The 19,510-nt window shown below is 30.3% G+C and carries 21 protein-coding genes; 10 read left to right on the top strand and 11 right to left on the bottom strand.

Features of this window, described 5'->3' with window-relative positions; translation table 11 throughout:
• Positions 1–1,201: 1,201 nt before the first annotated feature.
• From AGR56_RS08980 to AGR56_RS08960, 5 genes are all read right to left on the bottom strand, one after another.
• Positions 1,202–2,974: a glycoside hydrolase family 2 gene (locus AGR56_RS08980; RefSeq protein WP_053241971.1), complete on the bottom strand. Its 1,773-nt coding sequence runs from the start codon at positions 2,972–2,974 to the stop codon at positions 1,202–1,204.
• A 33-nt stretch (positions 2,975–3,007) separates the two neighbouring features.
• Entirely contained in the window at positions 3,008–3,850 is an 843-nt protein-coding gene (locus tag AGR56_RS08975) for a carbohydrate ABC transporter permease (protein WP_053241970.1), read from the bottom strand.
• Positions 3,851–3,868: 18 nt separating this feature from the next.
• Positions 3,869–4,738 carry a sugar ABC transporter permease gene (locus AGR56_RS08970; protein WP_053241969.1) on the bottom strand — a complete coding sequence of 290 codons (870 nt, stop codon included), beginning with the start codon at positions 4,736–4,738 and terminating at the stop codon, positions 3,869–3,871.
• A gap of 103 nt (positions 4,739–4,841) precedes the next feature.
• Positions 4,842–6,104: an extracellular solute-binding protein gene (locus tag AGR56_RS08965; RefSeq protein ID WP_053241968.1), complete on the bottom strand. Its 1,263-nt coding sequence runs from the start codon at positions 6,102–6,104 to the stop codon at positions 4,842–4,844.
• Positions 6,105–6,928: 824 nt separating this feature from the next.
• Positions 6,929–7,858, bottom strand: a complete 930-nt coding sequence (locus tag AGR56_RS08960) for an ArsR family transcriptional regulator (protein ID WP_053241967.1) — start codon at positions 7,856–7,858, stop codon at positions 6,929–6,931.
• 1,308 nt (positions 7,859–9,166) lie between these two features.
• Here AGR56_RS08960 and AGR56_RS21700 point away from each other — a divergent pair.
• The gene (locus AGR56_RS21700; RefSeq protein ID WP_242851384.1) at positions 9,167–9,403 is read left to right on the top strand and encodes a PHP domain-containing protein; all 237 of its coding nucleotides are present in this window, start codon (positions 9,167–9,169) and stop codon (positions 9,401–9,403) included.
• A 51-nt stretch (positions 9,404–9,454) separates the two neighbouring features.
• Positions 9,455–10,045, top strand: coding sequence for a hypothetical protein (locus tag AGR56_RS08955; protein ID WP_242851383.1), 591 nt, complete (start codon positions 9,455–9,457; stop codon positions 10,043–10,045).
• A gap of 250 nt (positions 10,046–10,295) precedes the next feature.
• Here the strand turns inward: AGR56_RS08955 and AGR56_RS08950 are convergent, their stop codons facing one another.
• Together AGR56_RS08950 and AGR56_RS08945 are read right to left on the bottom strand one after the other, a co-directional pair.
• Positions 10,296–11,114 (bottom strand): flagellin, encoded by an 819-nt coding sequence (locus tag AGR56_RS08950; protein WP_084756925.1) that lies wholly within the window; start codon positions 11,112–11,114, stop codon positions 10,296–10,298.
• Positions 11,115–11,263: 149 nt separating this feature from the next.
• Complete coding sequence (locus tag AGR56_RS08945) at positions 11,264–11,887, bottom strand: flavodoxin family protein (RefSeq protein WP_053241966.1); 624 nt, start codon at positions 11,885–11,887, stop codon at positions 11,264–11,266.
• A 699-nt stretch (positions 11,888–12,586) separates the two neighbouring features.
• On the opposite strand from AGR56_RS08945, the gene AGR56_RS08940 reads away from it, so the two are divergent.
• The 5 genes from AGR56_RS08940 (at position 12,587) to AGR56_RS08925 (ending at position 16,105) form a co-directional block, all read left to right on the top strand.
• Positions 12,587–13,405 carry an alpha/beta hydrolase gene (locus AGR56_RS08940; protein WP_053241965.1) on the top strand — a complete coding sequence of 273 codons (819 nt, stop codon included), beginning with the start codon at positions 12,587–12,589 and terminating at the stop codon, positions 13,403–13,405.
• A gap of 266 nt (positions 13,406–13,671) precedes the next feature.
• Positions 13,672–14,097, top strand: a complete 426-nt coding sequence (locus AGR56_RS08935; RefSeq protein WP_053241964.1) for a flavodoxin domain-containing protein — start codon at positions 13,672–13,674, stop codon at positions 14,095–14,097.
• A gap of 69 nt (positions 14,098–14,166) precedes the next feature.
• Positions 14,167–14,844, top strand: a complete 678-nt coding sequence (locus tag AGR56_RS08930) for a hypothetical protein (RefSeq protein ID WP_242851382.1) — start codon at positions 14,167–14,169, stop codon at positions 14,842–14,844.
• Positions 14,845–14,855: 11 nt separating this feature from the next.
• A complete protein-coding gene (locus tag AGR56_RS21695; RefSeq protein WP_242851381.1) occupies positions 14,856–15,044 on the top strand; it encodes a hypothetical protein in 189 nt (62 codons plus the stop codon).
• 155 nt (positions 15,045–15,199) lie between these two features.
• Positions 15,200–16,105, top strand: a complete 906-nt coding sequence (locus AGR56_RS08925; RefSeq protein WP_053241963.1) for a carbon-nitrogen hydrolase family protein — start codon at positions 15,200–15,202, stop codon at positions 16,103–16,105.
• Between the two features lie 5 nt (positions 16,106–16,110).
• Here the strand turns inward: AGR56_RS08925 and AGR56_RS08920 are convergent, their stop codons facing one another.
• The 3 genes from AGR56_RS08920 to AGR56_RS08910 are packed head-to-tail and all read right to left on the bottom strand — an operon-like array spanning position 16,111 to position 17,378.
• Positions 16,111–16,572 carry a flavodoxin family protein gene (locus AGR56_RS08920; protein ID WP_053241962.1) on the bottom strand — a complete coding sequence of 154 codons (462 nt, stop codon included), beginning with the start codon at positions 16,570–16,572 and terminating at the stop codon, positions 16,111–16,113.
• Positions 16,573–16,594: 22 nt separating this feature from the next.
• Positions 16,595–16,795 (bottom strand): hypothetical protein, encoded by a 201-nt coding sequence (locus AGR56_RS08915; protein ID WP_053241961.1) that lies wholly within the window; start codon positions 16,793–16,795, stop codon positions 16,595–16,597.
• A 13-nt stretch (positions 16,796–16,808) separates the two neighbouring features.
• A complete protein-coding gene (locus AGR56_RS08910; RefSeq protein WP_053241960.1) occupies positions 16,809–17,378 on the bottom strand; it encodes a TetR/AcrR family transcriptional regulator in 570 nt (189 codons plus the stop codon).
• Positions 17,379–17,698: 320 nt separating this feature from the next.
• Here AGR56_RS08910 and AGR56_RS08905 point away from each other — a divergent pair, with 320 nt between their 5' ends.
• Positions 17,699–18,169: a GNAT family N-acetyltransferase gene (locus tag AGR56_RS08905; protein WP_053241959.1), complete on the top strand. Its 471-nt coding sequence runs from the start codon at positions 17,699–17,701 to the stop codon at positions 18,167–18,169.
• Between the two features lie 36 nt (positions 18,170–18,205).
• Here the strand turns inward: AGR56_RS08905 and AGR56_RS20190 are convergent, their stop codons facing one another.
• A complete protein-coding gene (locus tag AGR56_RS20190; RefSeq protein ID WP_157055716.1) occupies positions 18,206–18,373 on the bottom strand; it encodes a hypothetical protein in 168 nt (55 codons plus the stop codon).
• A 509-nt stretch (positions 18,374–18,882) separates the two neighbouring features.
• On the opposite strand from AGR56_RS20190, the gene AGR56_RS08900 reads away from it, so the two are divergent.
• Positions 18,883–19,347 (top strand): glucosaminidase domain-containing protein, encoded by a 465-nt coding sequence (locus tag AGR56_RS08900; RefSeq protein WP_053241958.1) that lies wholly within the window; start codon positions 18,883–18,885, stop codon positions 19,345–19,347.
• A complete protein-coding gene (locus tag AGR56_RS21690) occupies positions 19,313–19,504 on the top strand; it encodes a glucosaminidase domain-containing protein (protein WP_053241957.1) in 192 nt (63 codons plus the stop codon). Before AGR56_RS08900 ends, AGR56_RS21690 begins: the two co-directional genes overlap by 35 nt.
• Positions 19,505–19,510 lie beyond the last annotated feature (6 nt).

The following is a 19,510-nucleotide window of genomic DNA, read 5'->3' as shown; positions in this document are numbered from 1 at the left end:
TTTGTTTTCTTTCTAAAGATAAACCATTTGAAAACTTAAAAATTATAAGTTCCAAGTTTATCCTGACAAATCAGAATTTGAAGCAGAGTAGAGTGATTATTTTATAAACTTAGGAAAACTTATTATTATAGTCAATATAATTTGAAATATCATTTTTAAAATACAAATTTGGTGATATTTGCAAGTGTACATTATTACTTTTATTATATCCAAGACATATAAAATACGTGTGTTTACCTATTTTTTGTTGAAAAGCATAAGTATAGCTATCAGATATTCCAGAATGTAAATATTTATATCTATTATTTAATCCTCTTTCTAATACTGCATACGTTATCTTAGAATCACTATAATTGAATAAAACGATCTTATAATTTTGTAAATAAAGCTATTTTTTTAAGTCATTCAAATACTTATATACTGTATAGTTCAATTTGTGTACAAGTTAAAAAAGCCCATGCCTCTCCAGGAAGCAGTGACATAGTACTTCATCATGCACATCAACAAATTGGTATAACTGTTAACCCAACAATATCATTTATTAGTGGTGCAGATATAGGTATTAGTGCTGTTGCACAATATGATAAAACTCCTACACTTTGATATCAATTAAGTTACTAATATCCCCATAATAATTAATCCCTAGATTTATTTTTAATTATTCTAGGGATTCTCCTATATTTAAACTTTGTTTTAATTATTCATTATCCGCAAAGATTTGTTTTTAGCCATAGCAATTACACCAGATGAAATAAAAAATACACAACTTATAAAATCCATAACAAAGAAAGACACTATTCCACAAGTTATAAACCAAATAGGGATTTTCTTTTCCACCTTCATATTCCTTAATCTTTTTGATAAATATAAATTAAAAAGACCTATTGCTAAAACAATATTCCTATGGTTGTACTAAAGGAATATATACTATCCAAAACAGACTGTGTCGCATTTATAGACAATTGAGAATTACTAGTTACGTTAAATCCTTGTCTTTTTATCATAGATGAATAGGGAATAATCGTGATTAATCCCGATAGTATTTGCCAAGTACCTCCTATGTAAGCAAGTATTTTCTCAAATTTTCTATTCACAAATAATATCCTCCTTTTTATAGGTAAACCGCTTCGATGTTTAGATATTTTTTACATTTTTTTATTTCGATAAGTCCAATCACTAAACGGCTTACCCATAAACAATATTAATAAGGTTTCCATTCTCCATCATTTATAGCTTTAATTATTTTAATATCTACCTTAGGTTCTCTTTTATAAGTAAGCAAGCCATTTATTTCTTGTTCTACATCTGTTATTTGAGTATATATGAACCCTTGAACTAACGGAGATTCAAGTAGTGGTGATACAACATTATAATACCTCTTAACAAAATCTTCATCTGAAGATGCCGAAGAGTATCCCCATCCCTTCCAATTACTTTTTTGATATGATATTCCACCCATTTCAGAAACTATAATCGGCTGTCCTTCATATTTCCAACCTTGGGCTACTAAGGTTCTTCCTGATGGTGTAGAATTTATTATATTGTCTAAAGTTGAATATCTCTCTTTTAATACTTTATTTCTCCATTCATAATCATGAATTGTGAGAAGATCTGTTTTAGTATGATCCCAACCATCATTAGATATAACAGGCCTTGTTTGATCTAAAGATTTAGTTAGCCAATACATAGAAGCAGAATGAGCCTGTTCATTTTTATTATTCATTATGCATTCAACCCCCCAGGATTCATTTAAAGGAGTCCACGCCACTATGCACGGATGATTGTAATCACGTTTTATCATCTCCATCCATTCTCTAGTAATGCGATTAACATAGGTTCTTGAATAATTATATGCACTGGCAATTTCTCCCCAAACAATAAATCCAAGCTTATCTGCCCAATATAGATATCTAGGATCTTCAATTTTTTGATGTTTTCTGACTCCATTGAAGCCCATTGCTTTACTTAATTTTATATCCTTTATAAAATCCTCATCACTAGGAGCAGTTAATAGTGATTTCTCCCAGTAACCTTGATCTAATAATAGCTTTTGAAAATAAGGTCTGTTATTTAGCATGAACTTTCCTGAAACTATAGAAACCTTTCTAAGTCCAAAGTAGGAATTAACCTCATCAATACATTCATTATCTACTATCACCTTGAAACTTATATCAAAGAGTACCGGATTTTCAGGAGTCCACGTCCAAGCTTCTTGATGATTCCAATCTTTAGTTATATTTTGATCTAACCAAAAATCTCTTTTTCCCCTACCATTTATTATACTTATTCTATCTTGAATAAGTACTTTACCCCTTAACGATATTGTAACATCTAAATACGTATTTTCAGTAACTCTATCTAATTCATACTCTATAAATACCTTTTTATTATCAAGGTCTGGAGTAATCCAAGTATTTTTCAAATAATTTTCCCCAACAGCCTCTAGCCAAACTGTCTGCCATATTCCCGTAGCCCTAGTATAAAATATACCTTCGGATTTGTCTTTCCAATACTGTTTACCCCTCGGAAGCTCTAAATCATAAGTATAATCTTCTGCTCTAACTACTAATTTATTATCCTTATCTTTAAGTACATCCGTAATTTCCACAGAAAAAGGAACATGCCCTCCTTCATGATTTATTAGATGTTCTCCATTTACCCATACATCCGCTTTATAATCAACTGCACCAAAATTGAGAATTAATCTCTTGTTTTTATATTCTTCTGGAATATTTATATCCTTGGAATACCATACAATATCATGAATTTCCTGCTCATTTATACCAGAAAGCTCGCTTTGAAATACATAAGGCACTATTATTTTTCTGCTAAATTTACTGTTTTCATACCATTTATTCTTTAATCCTTCATTATTATCATCATACTCAAAATTCCAATCGCCATTTAGATTTAACCACGATTTTCTTTCAAAATTTGGACGTGGATATTCATTTCTAACAATGCTTGTTGCCATATCAGTTCCTCCTAATGTTGTTTTATTATTGTTCTAGCCTTTAATGCCAGATGATAAATTAAGCCCCTCCAAGAAATACTTTTGTGTGAATAAATATAAAATAAATGTTGGTATTATTGCGATAACTGCTGAAGTAGTCAATCGTCCATAATCTGTTGTATACATACCTTGAAAAAGTTGCAAAGCAGGAGTTAAAGGCAAGTTTTCAATATTATTAAATACAATCGACGGCCATAAAAAGTCATTCCATGCCCCCGTAAAGGTAAATAAGCCCACTACTGTTAATACAGGTCTTATGAGCGGCAATATTACCTTTGTATATATTTGAAAATCACTAGCTCCCTCTATTCTTGCAGATTCATCATATTCCTTTGGAATACTAACCATAAACTGCTTTATCAAAAATATATTGAATACACCTGCAACACCTGGAACTATAACTGCAAGAGGTGTATCTACCCAATTAAACATACTTACTATTTTATATAGTGGAATAAGATTTATTACACTGGGAAACATCATGGTGCTTAATAATATCCAAAATATAGCGTCCCTTCCTTTAAACTTAAGCCTTGAATATGCATAAGCTGCTGAAGAAGATACTACTAAAACCAAAATGGTTTGTGTAACTGATATTAATAAAGAATTTAAAAACCACCTGAGTATAGGTGCATTATCAAAGTTAGTTAGCACCTTAACATAATTATCTACAATCCACTGCTCTGGAAGTAGTTTGTATCCCATAGAATTAATCTCTACGTTTGATTTAAACGAAGATAGTACCGCATATAGAACAGGCAATATCCAAATAAGCGTCATTATAAAGAGGAAAATAAATGCGGCGACCTTAGGCCCCTTCTTTCTAATCCAAACCATTCTTCATCACTCCTCCAATCAATCTTTATCTCTAAGCAAGTAGAACTGTAGTGATGCTACAAAAACTATACATAAACCCAGCATAACTGCCATTGCAGATGCTATACCTGCGATAGATTCACCAGTACCAAAAGCTATTTGTCTAATATACATTAATATTACTGAAGTTGAACCTGCAGGCCCACCCTTGCTAAACATTAGTGGCTGTCCATATATATTTAATTGAGCAATAGTAGTCATAACAAGTGTATAAGCAATTTGATTCTTTATTGATGGTAAGGTTATATTTAAAAATTGCATCACAGCACCAGCCCCATCTAAAGAAGATGCTTCATATAAATCCGCCGGAACTCCTGCCAGTGCAGCCTGATATATAACCATATTTCCACCTACATACCACCATACTGTAATAGTTATAATTGCAATCCAAACATAAGGTTGAATACCACCCCAATTAATAGACTTTCCTAAAATCTTATTTATTGGTCCAAAGTTTTTATTAAACAAAAATCCCCAAGCTAAAATAACCGACGAAATTGAAAAAAGTGTTGGGAGATAAAATATAGATTGAAATATCTTGTTTCCCTTAGGTTTTGCATTAAGTGCTACAGCTAATAATAGGGGAACTATTATACAAAAAGGAACACTGAACACAGTAAAAATAAGAGTATTCTTTAATCCATTATGAAACTGAGTATAAAAAGTTGATTTTGAATTAGCCAATATTTCAGCATAATTTCTAAGCCCTACCCAATGAGGTGTATCTATCAAATTCCACTGTGTAAAAGAAATCACTATTCCAAAAATAGCTGGTATACCGAAAAAAATTATGAATAGAATTAAATGCGGTGCTATAAACACATATGGTGTACATTTGCCCTTTTTCATTATACTGTTTCGCCTCACTTAATATAAAGTTTTATGGTCTAACAGCTTCAACTGCTTAAATATAAGGTCACATGATAACTGAAGCTGTTAAATTTTATTGTGACTACTTACCGCTAGCTATTCTTTCTTCTGTTTCCTTTTGTGCTTGCTGTAATCCGGCTTTAACATCTACTTTTCCAAATACTGCATCTGTTACAATCTTATCAAGTGATTCTGCTGCATATCCATAATACTTATAATTAAATACATGCAAAGCATCTGGTTCCTTAGCTAAGAAAGATTGTGGCTCCTTCGCAAATTCGGCACTTGTTTGAACTGCCATTGAAGCTGGGTTTTGTCCTGCATCTGTAGCCCATTGTAAAGAGTTACCATACATCCACTTTAAGAAAGCTATAATACCCTGTGTCTTAGCTTCATCTCTAGCTGGATTTTTGAACATTACAAAATTGTGAGAAGATGACCAATTAACCAGTTTGTTTTTATCAAAGGTTATAAAATTAGTCATTTTCCAAGGTGCCTTTGAATCCTTTAAACCGTTACGCATCCAAATTCCTTCTGGCCAAAACACTAATTTACCATTCATGAATAATTGTTGAGGGTCATCACCATCTTGTGTTGCAATCTTTTCAGTTACAAAATCCTTCATTGTAGATAACGCTTTTTCGGCTTGAGGAGTATCAATAGTAGGTTTTACTCCATCAGAAGTTATGTCTCCCCCTAATTGCTTAATCCATGCTAATGTCATAACTCTCATCCAGTCAACGCCTATAGCTGCTATTTTATCTTTCTTAGATGCTTCTCCTACCTCTTTAACTTCATCCATAGTTATAACTCCATCATCAAGCACATGAGGCCCATATTTTTTTAAGAGATCAGGATTATAGTAAGTTATATATGAATGAACATCTAGAGGAATTCCGTATCTCTTTCCACCAACTTCTCCAACTCTCCATCCTTCTTTTAAATAATTTGATTCCTTAATATTATTTCCATCCTTCTTTATAGCATCATCATAAGAAACTAACATATTATCCTTTACAAACAAAGGAATTCTTTCAGCATGTACAATTGTTAAATCAGGAACATTTTTGCCCGAGCTTACAACACTAGGCAACTTTGTATACATATCATTTTCTTGTATAGGTACATGCTTTACTTTGTATTTTGGATTTGTCTTGTTATATTTAGCAACTATTTTGGTCATTGTGTCCCCATCCGGTCCCGTAAGTGGTGTCCATAATATAATTTGATTTTTAGAAGCTGATGAAGCGCTAGAACCTCCACTTTTACCACACCCTGCTAGTAATGAAGTAACTGTTAGTGTTGAAACCAAAACACTGATGATTGTTTTAATTTTACGATTCATATTATCTCCCCCAAAATTAATATTTTTATAATTAAACGTAAATCTATGATAAGGTTTACGTATGAAAACAAAACAATTGAGATTGATGGCTAATTATAGATAGACAACTTGAAACTTTAAAATTGCAATCTCCAAATTTATCCTGATAAACTGGAATTTGTCGAGCTGAGTGAAGGGTTTTAATTCGCTCTGCTCATTAAAAAACTAACTTTTTCACTTATGTGAAAAGTGAATGGTCTGACATAGCTTTGCTTGTCAAAGGTGAAGGTTTTTGCCACGGCAAAAGGTTAAGGAATATTTTCCTCCGTTTCCCTACGGAAAATCAACCTTAGCTTTTTATTGAAGATAAAAAAGTTCACCTTTTACGTGCACAGCACCGTAAAACCCTTCACCTTTCGCATAGGGAAAACCTTAGTCTTTTAACAAACGAAGTGAGTTAAAACCCTTCACTATAGTGCTCGACAAATTCCAGTTTGTAAGGATAAATTTGGTATTGGTAATTTAAATATTTCAGCTTGTTTATCTATATAGTTTTACTTAGTGAAACGTTTTCAATAATATCATCAAAAATATACCTATTTTATTATTATTAATATAATTGATTGTATCTTCTTTAATATTCGTTATAGACTTTACCTCAACTGTAATCATAAAGCTCGCAGATTATATAAATACATAGTTTTAAAAACATATATACATATTTATTGTAATATTATATTTTTTATGTACGATTTAATAAAAAACTGCAATAACTTATAGCATATCTCAAAATTTATATATAAGTTTGTATAGTCTTAACTAGGATTATACAAACTTACTCTATCTTACATACTATAGTCTATTCGCATAACTATATTCTGCTCGTAATCACCAAATTTTTCGCCAAAAATATTTACTCCCCCAACATTTTCAGCATCTTCTTTTACTCCTATTCGAACAGTTATGAATTTATTATCTTTGAGTTTCAATTCCTCAAGTTTTATATTTGATATTCTTGTTTCATCAATGAAAGAACCTTCTTTATTAACCTTCCATGTTTTCAATAACCCATACTGAGTACAACTATCTGACCACCATATTGGATTCAATCTTCCTCTTCTTCCGCCAAGATCTCCAGGACTAGTCCAAGTTCCAATTTCTATTCCATTAATCCACATCGTTATATCTGACGGCCAATTATTCCTATAATTAGGGGCTTCAGAACATAATTCCATAGATACTTCCAATAATTTTTCTTTTCCTATCTGAAGAATATTATTAGGAAAACGATACTCTATATATCCCTTATGAAACCAAATAAGTTGGGCTGTTGTCCTCATAGGATTATAAAACCTTCTAGGATCATCCTCTGAATCTATAAATCCATTCTCATTTACCATACCGCAAGTTGGGCAAACTTCACAATCAACAAAATTTCCAAGAGGCATATTTATATAGAAAGAATTATCTTGGGAATGCAGTCCTAATGTATCTAGTTGTATATTAATCTTATCCATCTTTCTACTGCACACCTTCATAGAGCCTCGCACCCCTGGCTGCAGTTCCGTATTAATAATACCAGCATCCTCAAGCATTTTTACATTCAATGCAGCGGTTGAAGTTGGTATATTAAGCTTTTCTGCAATTTCATTCACATTGTAACTGTTATAATTTAAAAGCTTTATTATCTCCAATCTAACCTCTGAAGCTAATGCCTTAATGACATTATACATTTCTTCGCTTCTTTCCAAATTCAAATCGACTATCTTGCTCATTGATCTATCTTCCCTTCTATATAGACAACCATTTCAAAAATACTTTATTACAGGATTTATGTTTTATTACATCTTTATTATACATTCTATTTTATAGAATATCAATACATTTATTTTATATTTTTAAGTTTATTCCATATATTTTGGTTTATTCAGTTAAACAAAGTTAATAAAAATGTAGGTACCATATCGTATAATAAGATATTTATTTTTAGATACAAGTCTTGATTTATACCATTATCAACTAAAATCATATAAAGAAAAGCCCTGTAAACTTAACATTTACCCGCCATTTTTTCGCCAAATCTAAATATTATAAGCTAGATTACACATAGTGTTTAAACGCTTTTATGAAGCTTATATTTGCGTATTATTTCTATTGGTATAATTATAATATTTTTTATTATAATTGTTCCGCATGTCTTTCTACTTGATAAAATTATATTGATATAAATACCTTATTATGTTAAACTACTTACATACAATTCGATATAGTTGTGCGTGGGCTACTGGTATCGCTTCCGTGAAAGGGGGTGATACCTATGTATGATTTAATTATGGCAATATTTGCAGCATTATCATTTTTGGTGCTTTTATTAAACCTAATAGTCGTACTTATAAAAGAATTAAAAAAGTAGCCCACTCTTGCGATTGGTAAGCCACTTTTTTAATTTACTTAAAACAAATTACCAGTTGTCTACATACAACTGAATTGTATATTACAGGGTGCTACTAACACCCTGTTTTTATTATGTCTAATTCTGTAAATTGGAAAGTGAATTATCCAAATTGTAGAATTTACTTTCCAATTTGCTCAATTCACTATACAATAATTATATTATTATTATTACCATTTTACAAGAATTTTATTTATTATTATTTATTAATTTATATTCTCTACGAAAAATACACTATTAGCGAGATTTTACAATAAAAATAGTGATAAATTGTTTAAATAATGAACTATAAAGATTCACGCCAAAATTCCGTAGGTACGGAGGAATTTTTTCCTTGCACTACCGTGGGAGTGAAGTAACAATGCTGAAGGAACGATTTAAAAAAATTCTAATAAATCTTGGTTCAAAAGTTGTAAAATGCTTAGATATTTCAATCTGTTTGAGCATTTTCTCAGCGAGTTATTGAAATATCTTAGTATTTTATGATTTTTGAACCTTAGATTTATAGAATCTTTTTTAACGCGACGAAGCATTGTTACTTCACAAATTCTAGTTTGTCGGGATGAATTTGATAATGCTAATTTTAATCTTCCAAGTTGCTTATATAAATTGTAAGAATTGAGGTGGTTATATGGATTATAAAATAGATTTGCATACCCATACTAATGTTTCTGATGGAGCCAGCACTCCGAGACAATTGATGGAAACTGCTGCTTTGGAAAAGATTAAAGCAGTAGCACTTACAGATCACGATAATATAGGCGGATTAAAAGAGGCTGCTGCAGCGGCGAAAGATAACAATATAGAGTTTTTAAATGGAATAGAGATAAGCTCTTTGTATAAGGGGGAAGAATACTTCATATTTTAGGAATAGGGATTGATCCTAAAAAATGAAGAATTTTTATATGAGTATAACAAAATGAAGAAAGCTAGGGACAGAGGAGTAGAATATATTTTAACTACAATAAAAGATAAAGGAATAGATATAAGTGTAGAAGAGTTAAGAGAAAAAGCTTTTGAAAAATATCTAGATAGATATGATATTTATAGATATTTTATTAGAAATAAACTATGCAGTACAGCTCAGGAAATTTGGGACAAGTACTTGGATCCAATTCCATATGGTGAAGATGAATTAATGGAAGCAGAAACTGCTATTAGAATTGTAAAAAGTGCAGGAGGGTTATCTTTCTTAGCTCACTATAATAAATACATAGGCTTTGCTAAACTTAATAATGATGAAATAGAAAAAGAGATAAAATATTTAATCAGTGTAGGCTTAGATGGAGTTGAAAGATACTATCCTTCATTTAATAAAGCTGACTACGAATTCCTTGATTATTTGATTGAAAAATATGATTTGATATTTTCTGGTGGAACTGATTATCACGGGGCAAATAGACCAGAAATAAGGCTTGGAACTGGAAAAGATAATAATTTATTTATACCATATGAGGTTTATACGAAGATTTTAAGTAAGCTAAAATTTTCTGTTAATAACATATATTAATAATGGTAATGCCCGTACTATTGAGTGTGTATACATGTATAAATTTATGTGGTGCCACGGAGGTCTCACCTTCGCCAACATTAAGTGGAAAGCTTCATATAGGTCATATATTTTCCTATATTCAGGCTGAAATAATAGCAAGATTTCAAAGAATGTAGGGGAAAAATCAGAGTCAATCTTAATGAAAAATGCAGTATTAAAATTATAGAACAATATATTATTCTATAATTTTAAAGAGAATCTAGCAATTTTAATACACTATCTGGTTCATTATGCATAGATTGAGCATCATGGCTTGAGCAACTTGTTGAAGAATACTATATTTGGAGTATTCCATCATTTCTTTAGCCATATCTGCATCGGTAATTCTAGATTCTGCCGCTGTTAAATTTTCTGCTTCAGAGTTTAAGTTGTCTATTGTATAGTTTAGTCTATTTTCATAAGCACCTATTATACTTCTAGAAGATGACACGGAATTAATTGCATTTTGAATTAAGGACATAGATGCACGGGCAGTATTAGAACTATCAACATTTAAACCAGTATTATCTGCTATACTACTAAGATAAGAACCAATATTAAAGGAAGATAAATTTAAACCAAGAGAGTCATAAGCGTTTGATGTTGCTCCAATTTGGAATGTTAAGTTTCCAGAAGAACCTAATAGATTTATACCATTAAAATTTATTGATTTAGATATATGATCTATTTCCTTTCCTAATTCTGAAAGTTCATCCTTTATGGCATTTCTATCTAAGGTTGAATTTGTATCATTGGCAGCTTGAGTAGCAAGTTCATTCATTCTTTGGAGTATAGCTTGAGTTTCAGATAATCCGCCTTCAGCAGTATTAAGCAGAGAAATAGTATCCTGTGAATTTTTAGTAGCCATATTTAGAGAATTAATTTGAGCTTGCATATGCTGAGATATTGTAAGACCAGCAGCATCATCAGCTGCACTATTTATTCTTTTGCCTGAACTCAACCTAAGCATTGCATTTTGCATATGTTTTTGATTTATATTTAAATAAAATAATGCTTTACTAGCATTTAAATTATGACCAATTATCATAAAAATACCTCCTATAAAGTTAGATAATTGTGATAACCATGTAATTATTATCGGAAATATTTTTGATAACCTTACAGGTTTGATTATTATTGGTTTAATTTTGAATTTATAAAATAAAACTGCCTCATTTGGCAGCTTTATTTTAGATGTTAGCGTATAAAATTAGTTCTAACTGTTGTTTCTTTTTCAGGAAGCTTAATCCCTGCTTTTTTACCAGCTTCAATTGATTTCAAAAGCCAAGCCATGTTTTTGCCTAATGTTCTCATCGTTTGCATTCCTTCTAAATCTTGTTTTACTTCTTCTGGATTGTTTCCATGTATCATGTTCCAGTATTGAGAAGACACAACAGGCATGTTTGCAATGGTAAAATATTTATTTATTTGATCAAAAGCTGAAGCAGCACCGCCACGACGGCAGCTTACAACAGCAGCGCCAGGTTTATATGCCCAAAAATCGCCTGCATAAAAGAGTCTATCTAAAAAAGATGTTAAAGCACCAGAAGCAGCAGCATAATGTACAGGGGAACCAAATATAAAGCCATCACAGTCTTTAGCTTTTTCAAGAGCAGCATTTACGGTATCATCGTCGAATACGCATTTATTATCTGTCTTAGAGCATCCACCACATCCTATGCAGCCTCTTATAGGTTTGTTTCCAACTTGAAAAATTTCTGTTTCTATGTTTTCTTTTTCTAATTCTTTTGCAACCTCGCATAAAGCAGTATAAGTACAACCTTTAGCATGAGGACTTCCATTAATAAGTAATACTTTCATTCTTGCACCCCGCGTTTCATATTTATTATGTAATAGTGAAATTACATTAAATTTAAGATTTTACAAGTAATTTAGAAATATTTAGAGTAAAGGCTAGAGAGTACAGAGTAGAGTGAAGGTTAATTTTCTGCTGTGGCAGAAAATTTTAAAACTTAATGTTGGTGCCAGTTTCTTTAGATTTTCCATAATGAAATGAAGGAAAATCAACATTTACTATACTCTGTCATTTGTACTTTGTTCTCTGTTTCTATATTATATAATAACATAAAAATAAAGCATGAACTTATTTTATAGGAATATATACTTTCATATTTTTGTGGTGGAATAGCCTTAAATACCATTCCATTAGGAACATGGGAGATATAATTAAATGTTTTTGACAATTAATTTTGATATGAAATTATATATAAATTCCTTGAAGAAACTTAAAGAATATGATATAGAGACTATAATATGTTATCATGGTAGTATGTAGGAGAATGTGAAAATATAGGTATTCTTTTTTACGGGCCGCGCATAATGCTTTATGCTTGGTGTAGTAAAACCTATAGAATACCTTTTTTCACAACCTACTGTATAACAATAATGGAAATAAGCTATAGAGGAATTGTATAATAAATTATGAAACAATAATTAATTGTAAATTTATCTAATTTGGAGTTGAAAATTGAATCATACAGTATAAGAGGAGTGAATAAAATGGAATGTAAAATAAAAGATATATCTCTTAACTATGAAGTGATTGGAGAAGGAAAACCAATTCTTATGATACATGGTTATTCAGTAGATCATAGGCTTATGACTGGTTGCATGGAGAAGGCATTTTTAAATAAAAAGAATTATAAGAGAATATATATAGATTTGCCTGGAATGGGAAGATCGGAAACTGCTGATTGGATTAAAAACGCTGATATTATGTTAGATATAGTAATTGAGTTTATAGAAAAAATTATTCCAAATGAAAATTTTTTGATTGCTGGTCAATCTTATGGGGGATATTTATCAAGAGGAATAATTAAAAAAATGCAAAGTAGAGTAGATGGGCTTTTATTAATTTGTCCTGTTATAGTACCAGATAGTAAAAAACGTAATGTGCCAGAAACTGTTGTTTTAGTGAAGGACAATGATTTTATGTCACGTTTATCAGAGCAAGAAATTAATGATTTGGGTGACGATTTAGTAGTTCAAACTGAAGAAATCTATAATAGATATAAGGAAGAAATATTATTAGGAGTAAAGGCAGCAGATCATGATTTTTTAGAGAGATTTAAACAAAATGGATATAATTTTTCTTTTGATGTAGATAAATTGAACAGGAAGTTTGAGAAACCAGTACTTATAATTTTGGGAAAACAGGACTCTTGCGTTGGATATAAAGATGCATGGAGCATATTAGATAATTTTTCGAGGGCAACTTTTACGGTGCTTGATAGGGGAGGCCATAATTTACATGTAGAGCAGGAAGAATTATTTAATGCTTTGGTTAATGAATGGCTAATAAGAATTGAAAATGCATAATATAAATTTAGATTAGGATAATAAGAAAATAATTTCTATTTAAAATTGAAATCAAGCAGGAGTATACGTAGAGTAAATTTATGTATGCTCATTTTTTATGTAAATATGTTTATGAGCAATTAGAGTGAAATTAGCTCCCCTACAAACTATATTTATACTATTTCTTTAATATGTTTTCTTTGACATTCATATAATATATTGATATGATATATTAAACAGTGTTTAATAAAAAATGTGTGTTTAATATAAATTAATGGAGTGATATTATGAGTACATTAATTGTTTATGTTACTAAGCATGATTTTACAGCAAAATGTGTAATGAGACTTTCGAAGCAGCTAGATGATAATTTTGATATACTTAATTTGAGAGAGAAGAAAGATACAAAACTGGAGCACTATGACAGCGTTATTATCGGTGGTCCAATCTATATGGGTCAAATTATGAAGGAAGTAAAGGAGTTTTGTGAAAAAAATCTACAGGAGTTAAGTAAGAAAAAAATAGGATTATTTGTATGTGGTATGAGTGATGAAGATAAAATTAATTCATTTATAGAACAATCTTTTCCACAAAAGCTTAAAGATAGAGCTTCAGCTAAGGGAGATTTTGGGGGAAGTTTTATATTTAAATCCATGAATTTTTTGAGAGATTTATTATTAAACATATATGTAAGACAAACAAGGATATCTTAAATTTAAAAGAGCACAATATTGATGAATTTGCAGCCAAAATGAATACAAAAGCTTAGGAGAGATTAGGATATGGCTAAGAATAATGAAAAAAGTCTTTATATAATTACCCTCCTTATTATTATTTTAAGCACTGTAACATCAGCAGTAGGTCTCTTATATAAAACGAGTGGGAAAGCATTTAATTTTGTAAATCAATATGGAAATACGGTTAAAATGTATGGAAATGGTTTGTACGCAAGAGATTCATTATTTAAAGCAGCAACAGCACGTGGAACGGATTTTACAATTCTTTGCGTGGCAATACCAATGTTAATAATAGCTTTAATACTTGATGCTAAGAAAAAAACATTAAAAAATAGGTTATTTCTAACAGGAATTATTTCCGTATTTATGTACTACTCTGCAAGTATAGCTTTTGGTATAACTTATAATATACTTGATTTAGTGTATATTGCTCTTTTTTCTTCTAGTTTATTTGGATTAATAGTTTCAATTACAAGTATACATATGAAGGATATATTAATAGTTAAATCATTACCATACAAAGGAATTTATATATTTTTAGCTTTATCAGGAGCTGCACTTATTGCTGCATGGCTTCCTGATATTATAACTTCATTAATTGCAAAATCTTCCTTAAGCCTTATAGAAGTTTATACTACAGAAATAACATATGTTTTAGATATTGGAATACTTGCACCACTTATGTTTATTTGTTTATTTCAGTTAAAAATAGAAATGGATTAGGATATGTTTTATTGGAAAGCTTATTAATGCTTTGCATGATTGTTGGAATGATGATCCCAATTCAAACTGTATTTGAGTTGTCAGCAGGAATAAAATTATCAATTGGAGAAATTGTAACAAAAGGTTTGAGTTTTATTATTCTTGCATTATTTGCATTGTATTTTAATATAAAACTTTTTGAAAATATTAAAAAAGGATAAAATCGTAATTAAATTTGACAAATTAGCAAATAAATACTGATTATATTAATAAAATTGCTAAAAACATTAAAATAAGCTGACTTTTGGTGTTTGATAAAATTATGCGTGAAAAGTAATATTAAGTAAATGAAAATAAAAAACTTAGGAGGATTTTTATGTATAAGGATATAATCACATTGTCAGTTGTAAATTTTAATGCTGTATGGGGAGACAAAGAAACAAATCTAAATAGAATTAAGGGGTATATAGAAGCTGCTGCAAAGAAAGGCTCTAATTTTATTGTTTTTCCAGAAATGAGTCTTACAAGCTATGATGATATAGCATCAACTCCAAAAGCTGAAAAGATGCAAACTAAGCTCGCAGAAACAATTCCGGGACCATCGACAGATGAAATTGAAGCTTTAGCAAAGAAGCTTGGAATGTATGTTGTTTTAGGAATGCCAGAAAGAGATAAAGACGATGCAAGTAAGATATACAATTCACTTGCCGTGTTTACTCCAGAAGGTTTATATGGTTCTTACAGAAAAATGCATCTTCCAACACCGGAACCAAATTGGGCAGTTAGGGGAGACAAGCCAATGCTTTTGGATACTCCATGGGGACCAATTGGCTTGGCAATTTGTTATGATTCATACTGCTTCCCGGAAATGACACGTTATTATGCAGCTAAAGGAGCTAGATTATATATAAACAGTACTGCATATGCACATTGTCATGGACCAAGCCTTGCAAGAACGAATTTAGAAGCTAATTGTATAACAAATGGAATTTTTATTGCTTCAGCAAATTTATGTGGTTTAGATGTAGATAATTATTTTTGGGGCGGCAGCAGCATAATGGGTCCTGCAAGAGAAACCTGGCAGGTACATTATTATACAGGCTTGCCGTTCAATGAAAAAGGTGCTGATCAGGAAAAAATGTATACAGAAACCATTGATTTAGGTTTAGCAACGAGATTTTTGTACAAGTATAATGAAGCAGTTGATGGAACAGATTTTAGACCAGATAAATACATTAAAATGTATCAAGATATTTTAGATGATCCTAACTTTGGAAAATAAAATACTTATTTTCCAAGTTTTTGTGTTACTGAAAATCCCCATGTTCCTATTTCAAATGAAAGAAGTTGCAATACGAGGTTTAAGCCAACTGCTCCAGTAGTTGCAATGACCATAGCATGTTTACCATGAAAGCGCGGACGGTGGCAAATATATGCAAAGCGATCTAAGAAGTTTTTCATAACCCAAGAGACGTTATAAACATATACGGGTGTAGCAAATATTACACCATTCGCATCCATCATTTTATTTTCAATTTGCTGCCGATTATCTTTAATGGGGCAATACTGTTCGCCATTTTTTAGGCATTGGTAACAACCACGGCAGGTTTGAAAATTAGTATCTTTAAGTACTAGATATTCAAATTCAACGTTTTTATTAAAATTTTTAATTTCTTCTTCAACTTTTTTTGTTACGCTGTAGGTATTTCCTTTTCCTTTCGGACTTCCTATGACCACTAATATTTTCATAATGAATGCTTCTATAACGTAATTAATGTTTTATTACTTGTATAATTAGAAGAATAGCAGAAAGTGTTCCAAATATAACAGCTGTAGCTCCTATTTTTGTATGAAAGGCTAGGGAACCAGCATCGTTTGTAAGTCCTTTAGATTTAATCCATAAGCCACAGATTAATGTTGATAGAAGAAGAAGGATAGTTAATAGTCCTGTTATTAAAGATATAGTTTTCATTAAAAAACCTCCATTATTTTTTTATTATGCTATTTATCACAGTATCAATAAGTTTGTCTCTTTGCAATTTATTGTTAATGTCCATGCCAATGTACAACTGAAATTTTTGAGAATTCATATAAGCAACTTGAAGTGTTGAAACTATTTCTAGAGCAATTATTCTTATTTCTATTTCATCTTTTGCGCTTCCATATATATCTTTTAATATTGGAACTAAATAAAGTGGAACTTCCATATTTCCTTGTTGTATGGTATGTGATACTAATATTAGACTGAGTTTATTGTAGCGTATAGCGAAATCTACAAGTTCTTTGAGCATTAATTTTAACTTTTCAACTGGATTTTCTGGTTTTCCATCTTTTGATTTCTGCAGCTCTTTTGCAAGCGTGCTCATAGTATCAGAAACAGCTTTGAAAAGTAAGTTTTCCTTCGATTGAAAATGATAGTTGATTAATCCAATACCTACATTTGCACGCTGTGCAATTTGGCGTACTGTTATTTTATCTGGCTCGTCAACCTCATTTAACATATCCATGGTTATTTTTATTATTTTATCTTTAGCATTGTCATCATTTGAATTCATAGTATACCTCCTTATGTATAAAACTGAATATGGTTTGAACATGTTCAGCATAGCATGTTATATAAACTATGTCAATATTTAAATCAAGATAAGAACAATATTGATTGAAAAAGTGCAAAAATTAACACTTATTTAAAACAAAGTCTAAAATTAAAGAAGATGGTAAGTATAAATGGATAGAAAGTACAATGGTATAATCAGTTTAAAACATAAAGATTATAATTGCTAATAATATATTCTGTAAATTTTTTCTTAAACTTAGTGAAAAATTATTAAAAACAAGGTATAATCAATATAAAAAGCATAACGGAGGAAAAATTGTGTTAATAAGAGAAATAGAAAAAAAAGATAATAAAGAAGTTGAGTCACTTATTAGAACTTGTTTAATAGAATTTGATGCAAATAAGCCAGGTTGTGCTTGGACTGATCCTAATTTAGGATGTTTTTATGAGGTATATCAAAATGAAAAGTCTAAATATTGGGTTGTAGAAAAAGATAATAAAGTAGTAGCTGGCTGTGGTATTGGTCCACTGGTTGGGGCAGAAAATGTGTGTGAATTGCAAAAAATGTATTCTTTTAAGGAAGTAAGAGGCAGCGGAATTGCAAAGAAGTTGCTTGATATAGCCTTAGAATTTGCTAGACAATACTATAAAAAATGTTATCTTGAAACCTTTGAAAATATGGCTGCCGCTAACAAGTTTTATAAAAAGAGTGGATTTATTCAATTAGACAAGCCTTTAATTGAAACCGAACATTATGCTTGTGATGTATGGTACATAAAAGATTTATAAATATAAAAAGGCTGCATATGCTTTGTTTATACAAACTTATGCAGCCTTTTTATCACTTGAGTTTTTATTAACACTATTGTTTAAGCTTTTGTGTTCATTTAAGTAACGAATTACTAAAGGATCTGGATTATTGGATAAACTAGACATTAACAGAGACATCTTAATGTTTTCAACACTAAATAATTCTTTAATAAATTTTTTCATATAATCATCCTCCTACAAATTTTAAATGTTCTTATTAATTTTTTTACACATTTATAATATGGCAAATTAAATAAAAATGCAAAACGGAAATCGTTTCATATTATTAATTAATAATTAATAATTTGTAAATAAAACGTTAATATTATATAAAAACTATTGAAATCGCTTACGTAAACGTATATAATATAAATTTTTTGTAAAAAAATAGTCGCAAGTATTTTTTCCTTAACAAGTGATATAATTAGAAAAGTAAGTAAATTGAAATTCATTAGATATTAGTTTGATTGAATGGTATATAGTACATATGGTACAATTATAGATAAATGATCCTGAAACTTGAAATTTATCTGTACCAAAATGATGTCTTCTGGGCATTATGGTGCAGATATAGTTTGTAGTTGAGCTAGTTTCACTATATATTTTAAAATGAGCAATATGAGAACCTTTATTAATATCATTTTTTAAAGTGTTGTTAAGTATATTGATATTTAAGGGGATGATGGTAGATTATGATGAATTCTAAGTTAGGTTTAAATAAGAGAGCAAAAATTAAAACTAAAACTATAAGAGTAATTATAATACTTATTATTTTAGTTTCAGTATTATGTCTTTTAGTTAATAATTCATATAATAAAAGGTTAAATATAAAACCAGATAACGCTGTAATTTCAAAAAAACAATTTATTAGTACCATTGCGCCTTATGCTGAGCAAACTTATAGAAAGCATAAAATATTTGCATCAATTACTTTAGCACAAGCAATGCTTGAGAGCAATACTGGTAATTCCAAATTAACGAGGAAAGCTAATAATTTGTTTGGTATAAAAGCTTATAAATGGACAGGCAAAACTATAAAAATGCCAACAAAAGAACATTATAAGGGTTCTGAGGTGGTTGTAATGTCAACATTTCGCTCTTACGATAATTGGGATGAAAGTATTGAAGATCATACAAATTTTTTTAAAGCAAAATAGTACCTATGAGCAGCATGGAGTGTTTAAAGCAAGTAATTATACGGAGCAGGCAGAAGCAATTCAAGCGGCTGGTTATGCTACAGATCCAGATTATGCCAAAAAACTTATAGCATTAATAAAGAAATATAGCTTAGATAAGTATGATAATGTGAAGTGATTAAAA

It is taken from the genome of Clostridium sp. DMHC 10 (genome assembly GCF_001270375.1).
Taxonomy (GTDB): Bacteria; Bacillota; Clostridia; order Clostridiales; family Clostridiaceae; genus Clostridium_S; species Clostridium_S guangxiense.
The sequence above is the reverse complement of the archived record's forward strand: the minus strand, read 5'-3'. Positions and strand labels throughout refer to the sequence as shown.

Coding starts and splice junctions, on each gene's coding strand:
- AGR56_RS08980 (WP_053241971.1), bottom strand. CDS start 2,974: ATGGCAACAAGCATTGTTAGAAATGAATATCCACGTCCAAATTTTGAA.
- AGR56_RS08975 (WP_053241970.1), bottom strand. CDS start 3,850: ATGGTTTGGATTAGAAAGAAGGGGCCTAAGGTCGCCGCATTTATTTTC.
- AGR56_RS08970 (WP_053241969.1), bottom strand. CDS start 4,738: ATGAAAAAGGGCAAATGTACACCATATGTGTTTATAGCACCGCATTTA.
- AGR56_RS08965 (WP_053241968.1), bottom strand. CDS start 6,104: ATGAATCGTAAAATTAAAACAATCATCAGTGTTTTGGTTTCAACACTA.
- AGR56_RS08960 (WP_053241967.1), bottom strand. CDS start 7,858: ATGAGCAAGATAGTCGATTTGAATTTGGAAAGAAGCGAAGAAATGTAT.
- AGR56_RS21700 (WP_242851384.1), top strand. CDS start 9,167: ATGGATTATAAAATAGATTTGCATACCCATACTAATGTTTCTGATGGA.
- AGR56_RS08955 (WP_242851383.1), top strand. CDS start 9,455: ATGAAGAAAGCTAGGGACAGAGGAGTAGAATATATTTTAACTACAATA.
- AGR56_RS08950 (WP_084756925.1), bottom strand. CDS start 11,114: ATGATAATTGGTCATAATTTAAATGCTAGTAAAGCATTATTTTATTTA.
- AGR56_RS08945 (WP_053241966.1), bottom strand. CDS start 11,887: ATGAAAGTATTACTTATTAATGGAAGTCCTCATGCTAAAGGTTGTACT.
- AGR56_RS08940 (WP_053241965.1), top strand. CDS start 12,587: ATGGAATGTAAAATAAAAGATATATCTCTTAACTATGAAGTGATTGGA.
- AGR56_RS08935 (WP_053241964.1), top strand. CDS start 13,672: ATGAGTACATTAATTGTTTATGTTACTAAGCATGATTTTACAGCAAAA.
- AGR56_RS08930 (WP_242851382.1), top strand. CDS start 14,167: ATGGCTAAGAATAATGAAAAAAGTCTTTATATAATTACCCTCCTTATT.
- AGR56_RS08925 (WP_053241963.1), top strand. CDS start 15,200: ATGTATAAGGATATAATCACATTGTCAGTTGTAAATTTTAATGCTGTA.
- AGR56_RS08920 (WP_053241962.1), bottom strand. CDS start 16,572: ATGAAAATATTAGTGGTCATAGGAAGTCCGAAAGGAAAAGGAAATACC.
- AGR56_RS08915 (WP_053241961.1), bottom strand. CDS start 16,795: ATGAAAACTATATCTTTAATAACAGGACTATTAACTATCCTTCTTCTT.
- AGR56_RS08910 (WP_053241960.1), bottom strand. CDS start 17,378: ATGAATTCAAATGATGACAATGCTAAAGATAAAATAATAAAAATAACC.
- AGR56_RS20190 (WP_157055716.1), bottom strand. CDS start 18,373: ATGAAAAAATTTATTAAAGAATTATTTAGTGTTGAAAACATTAAGATG.
- AGR56_RS08900 (WP_053241958.1), top strand. CDS start 18,883: ATGATGAATTCTAAGTTAGGTTTAAATAAGAGAGCAAAAATTAAAACT.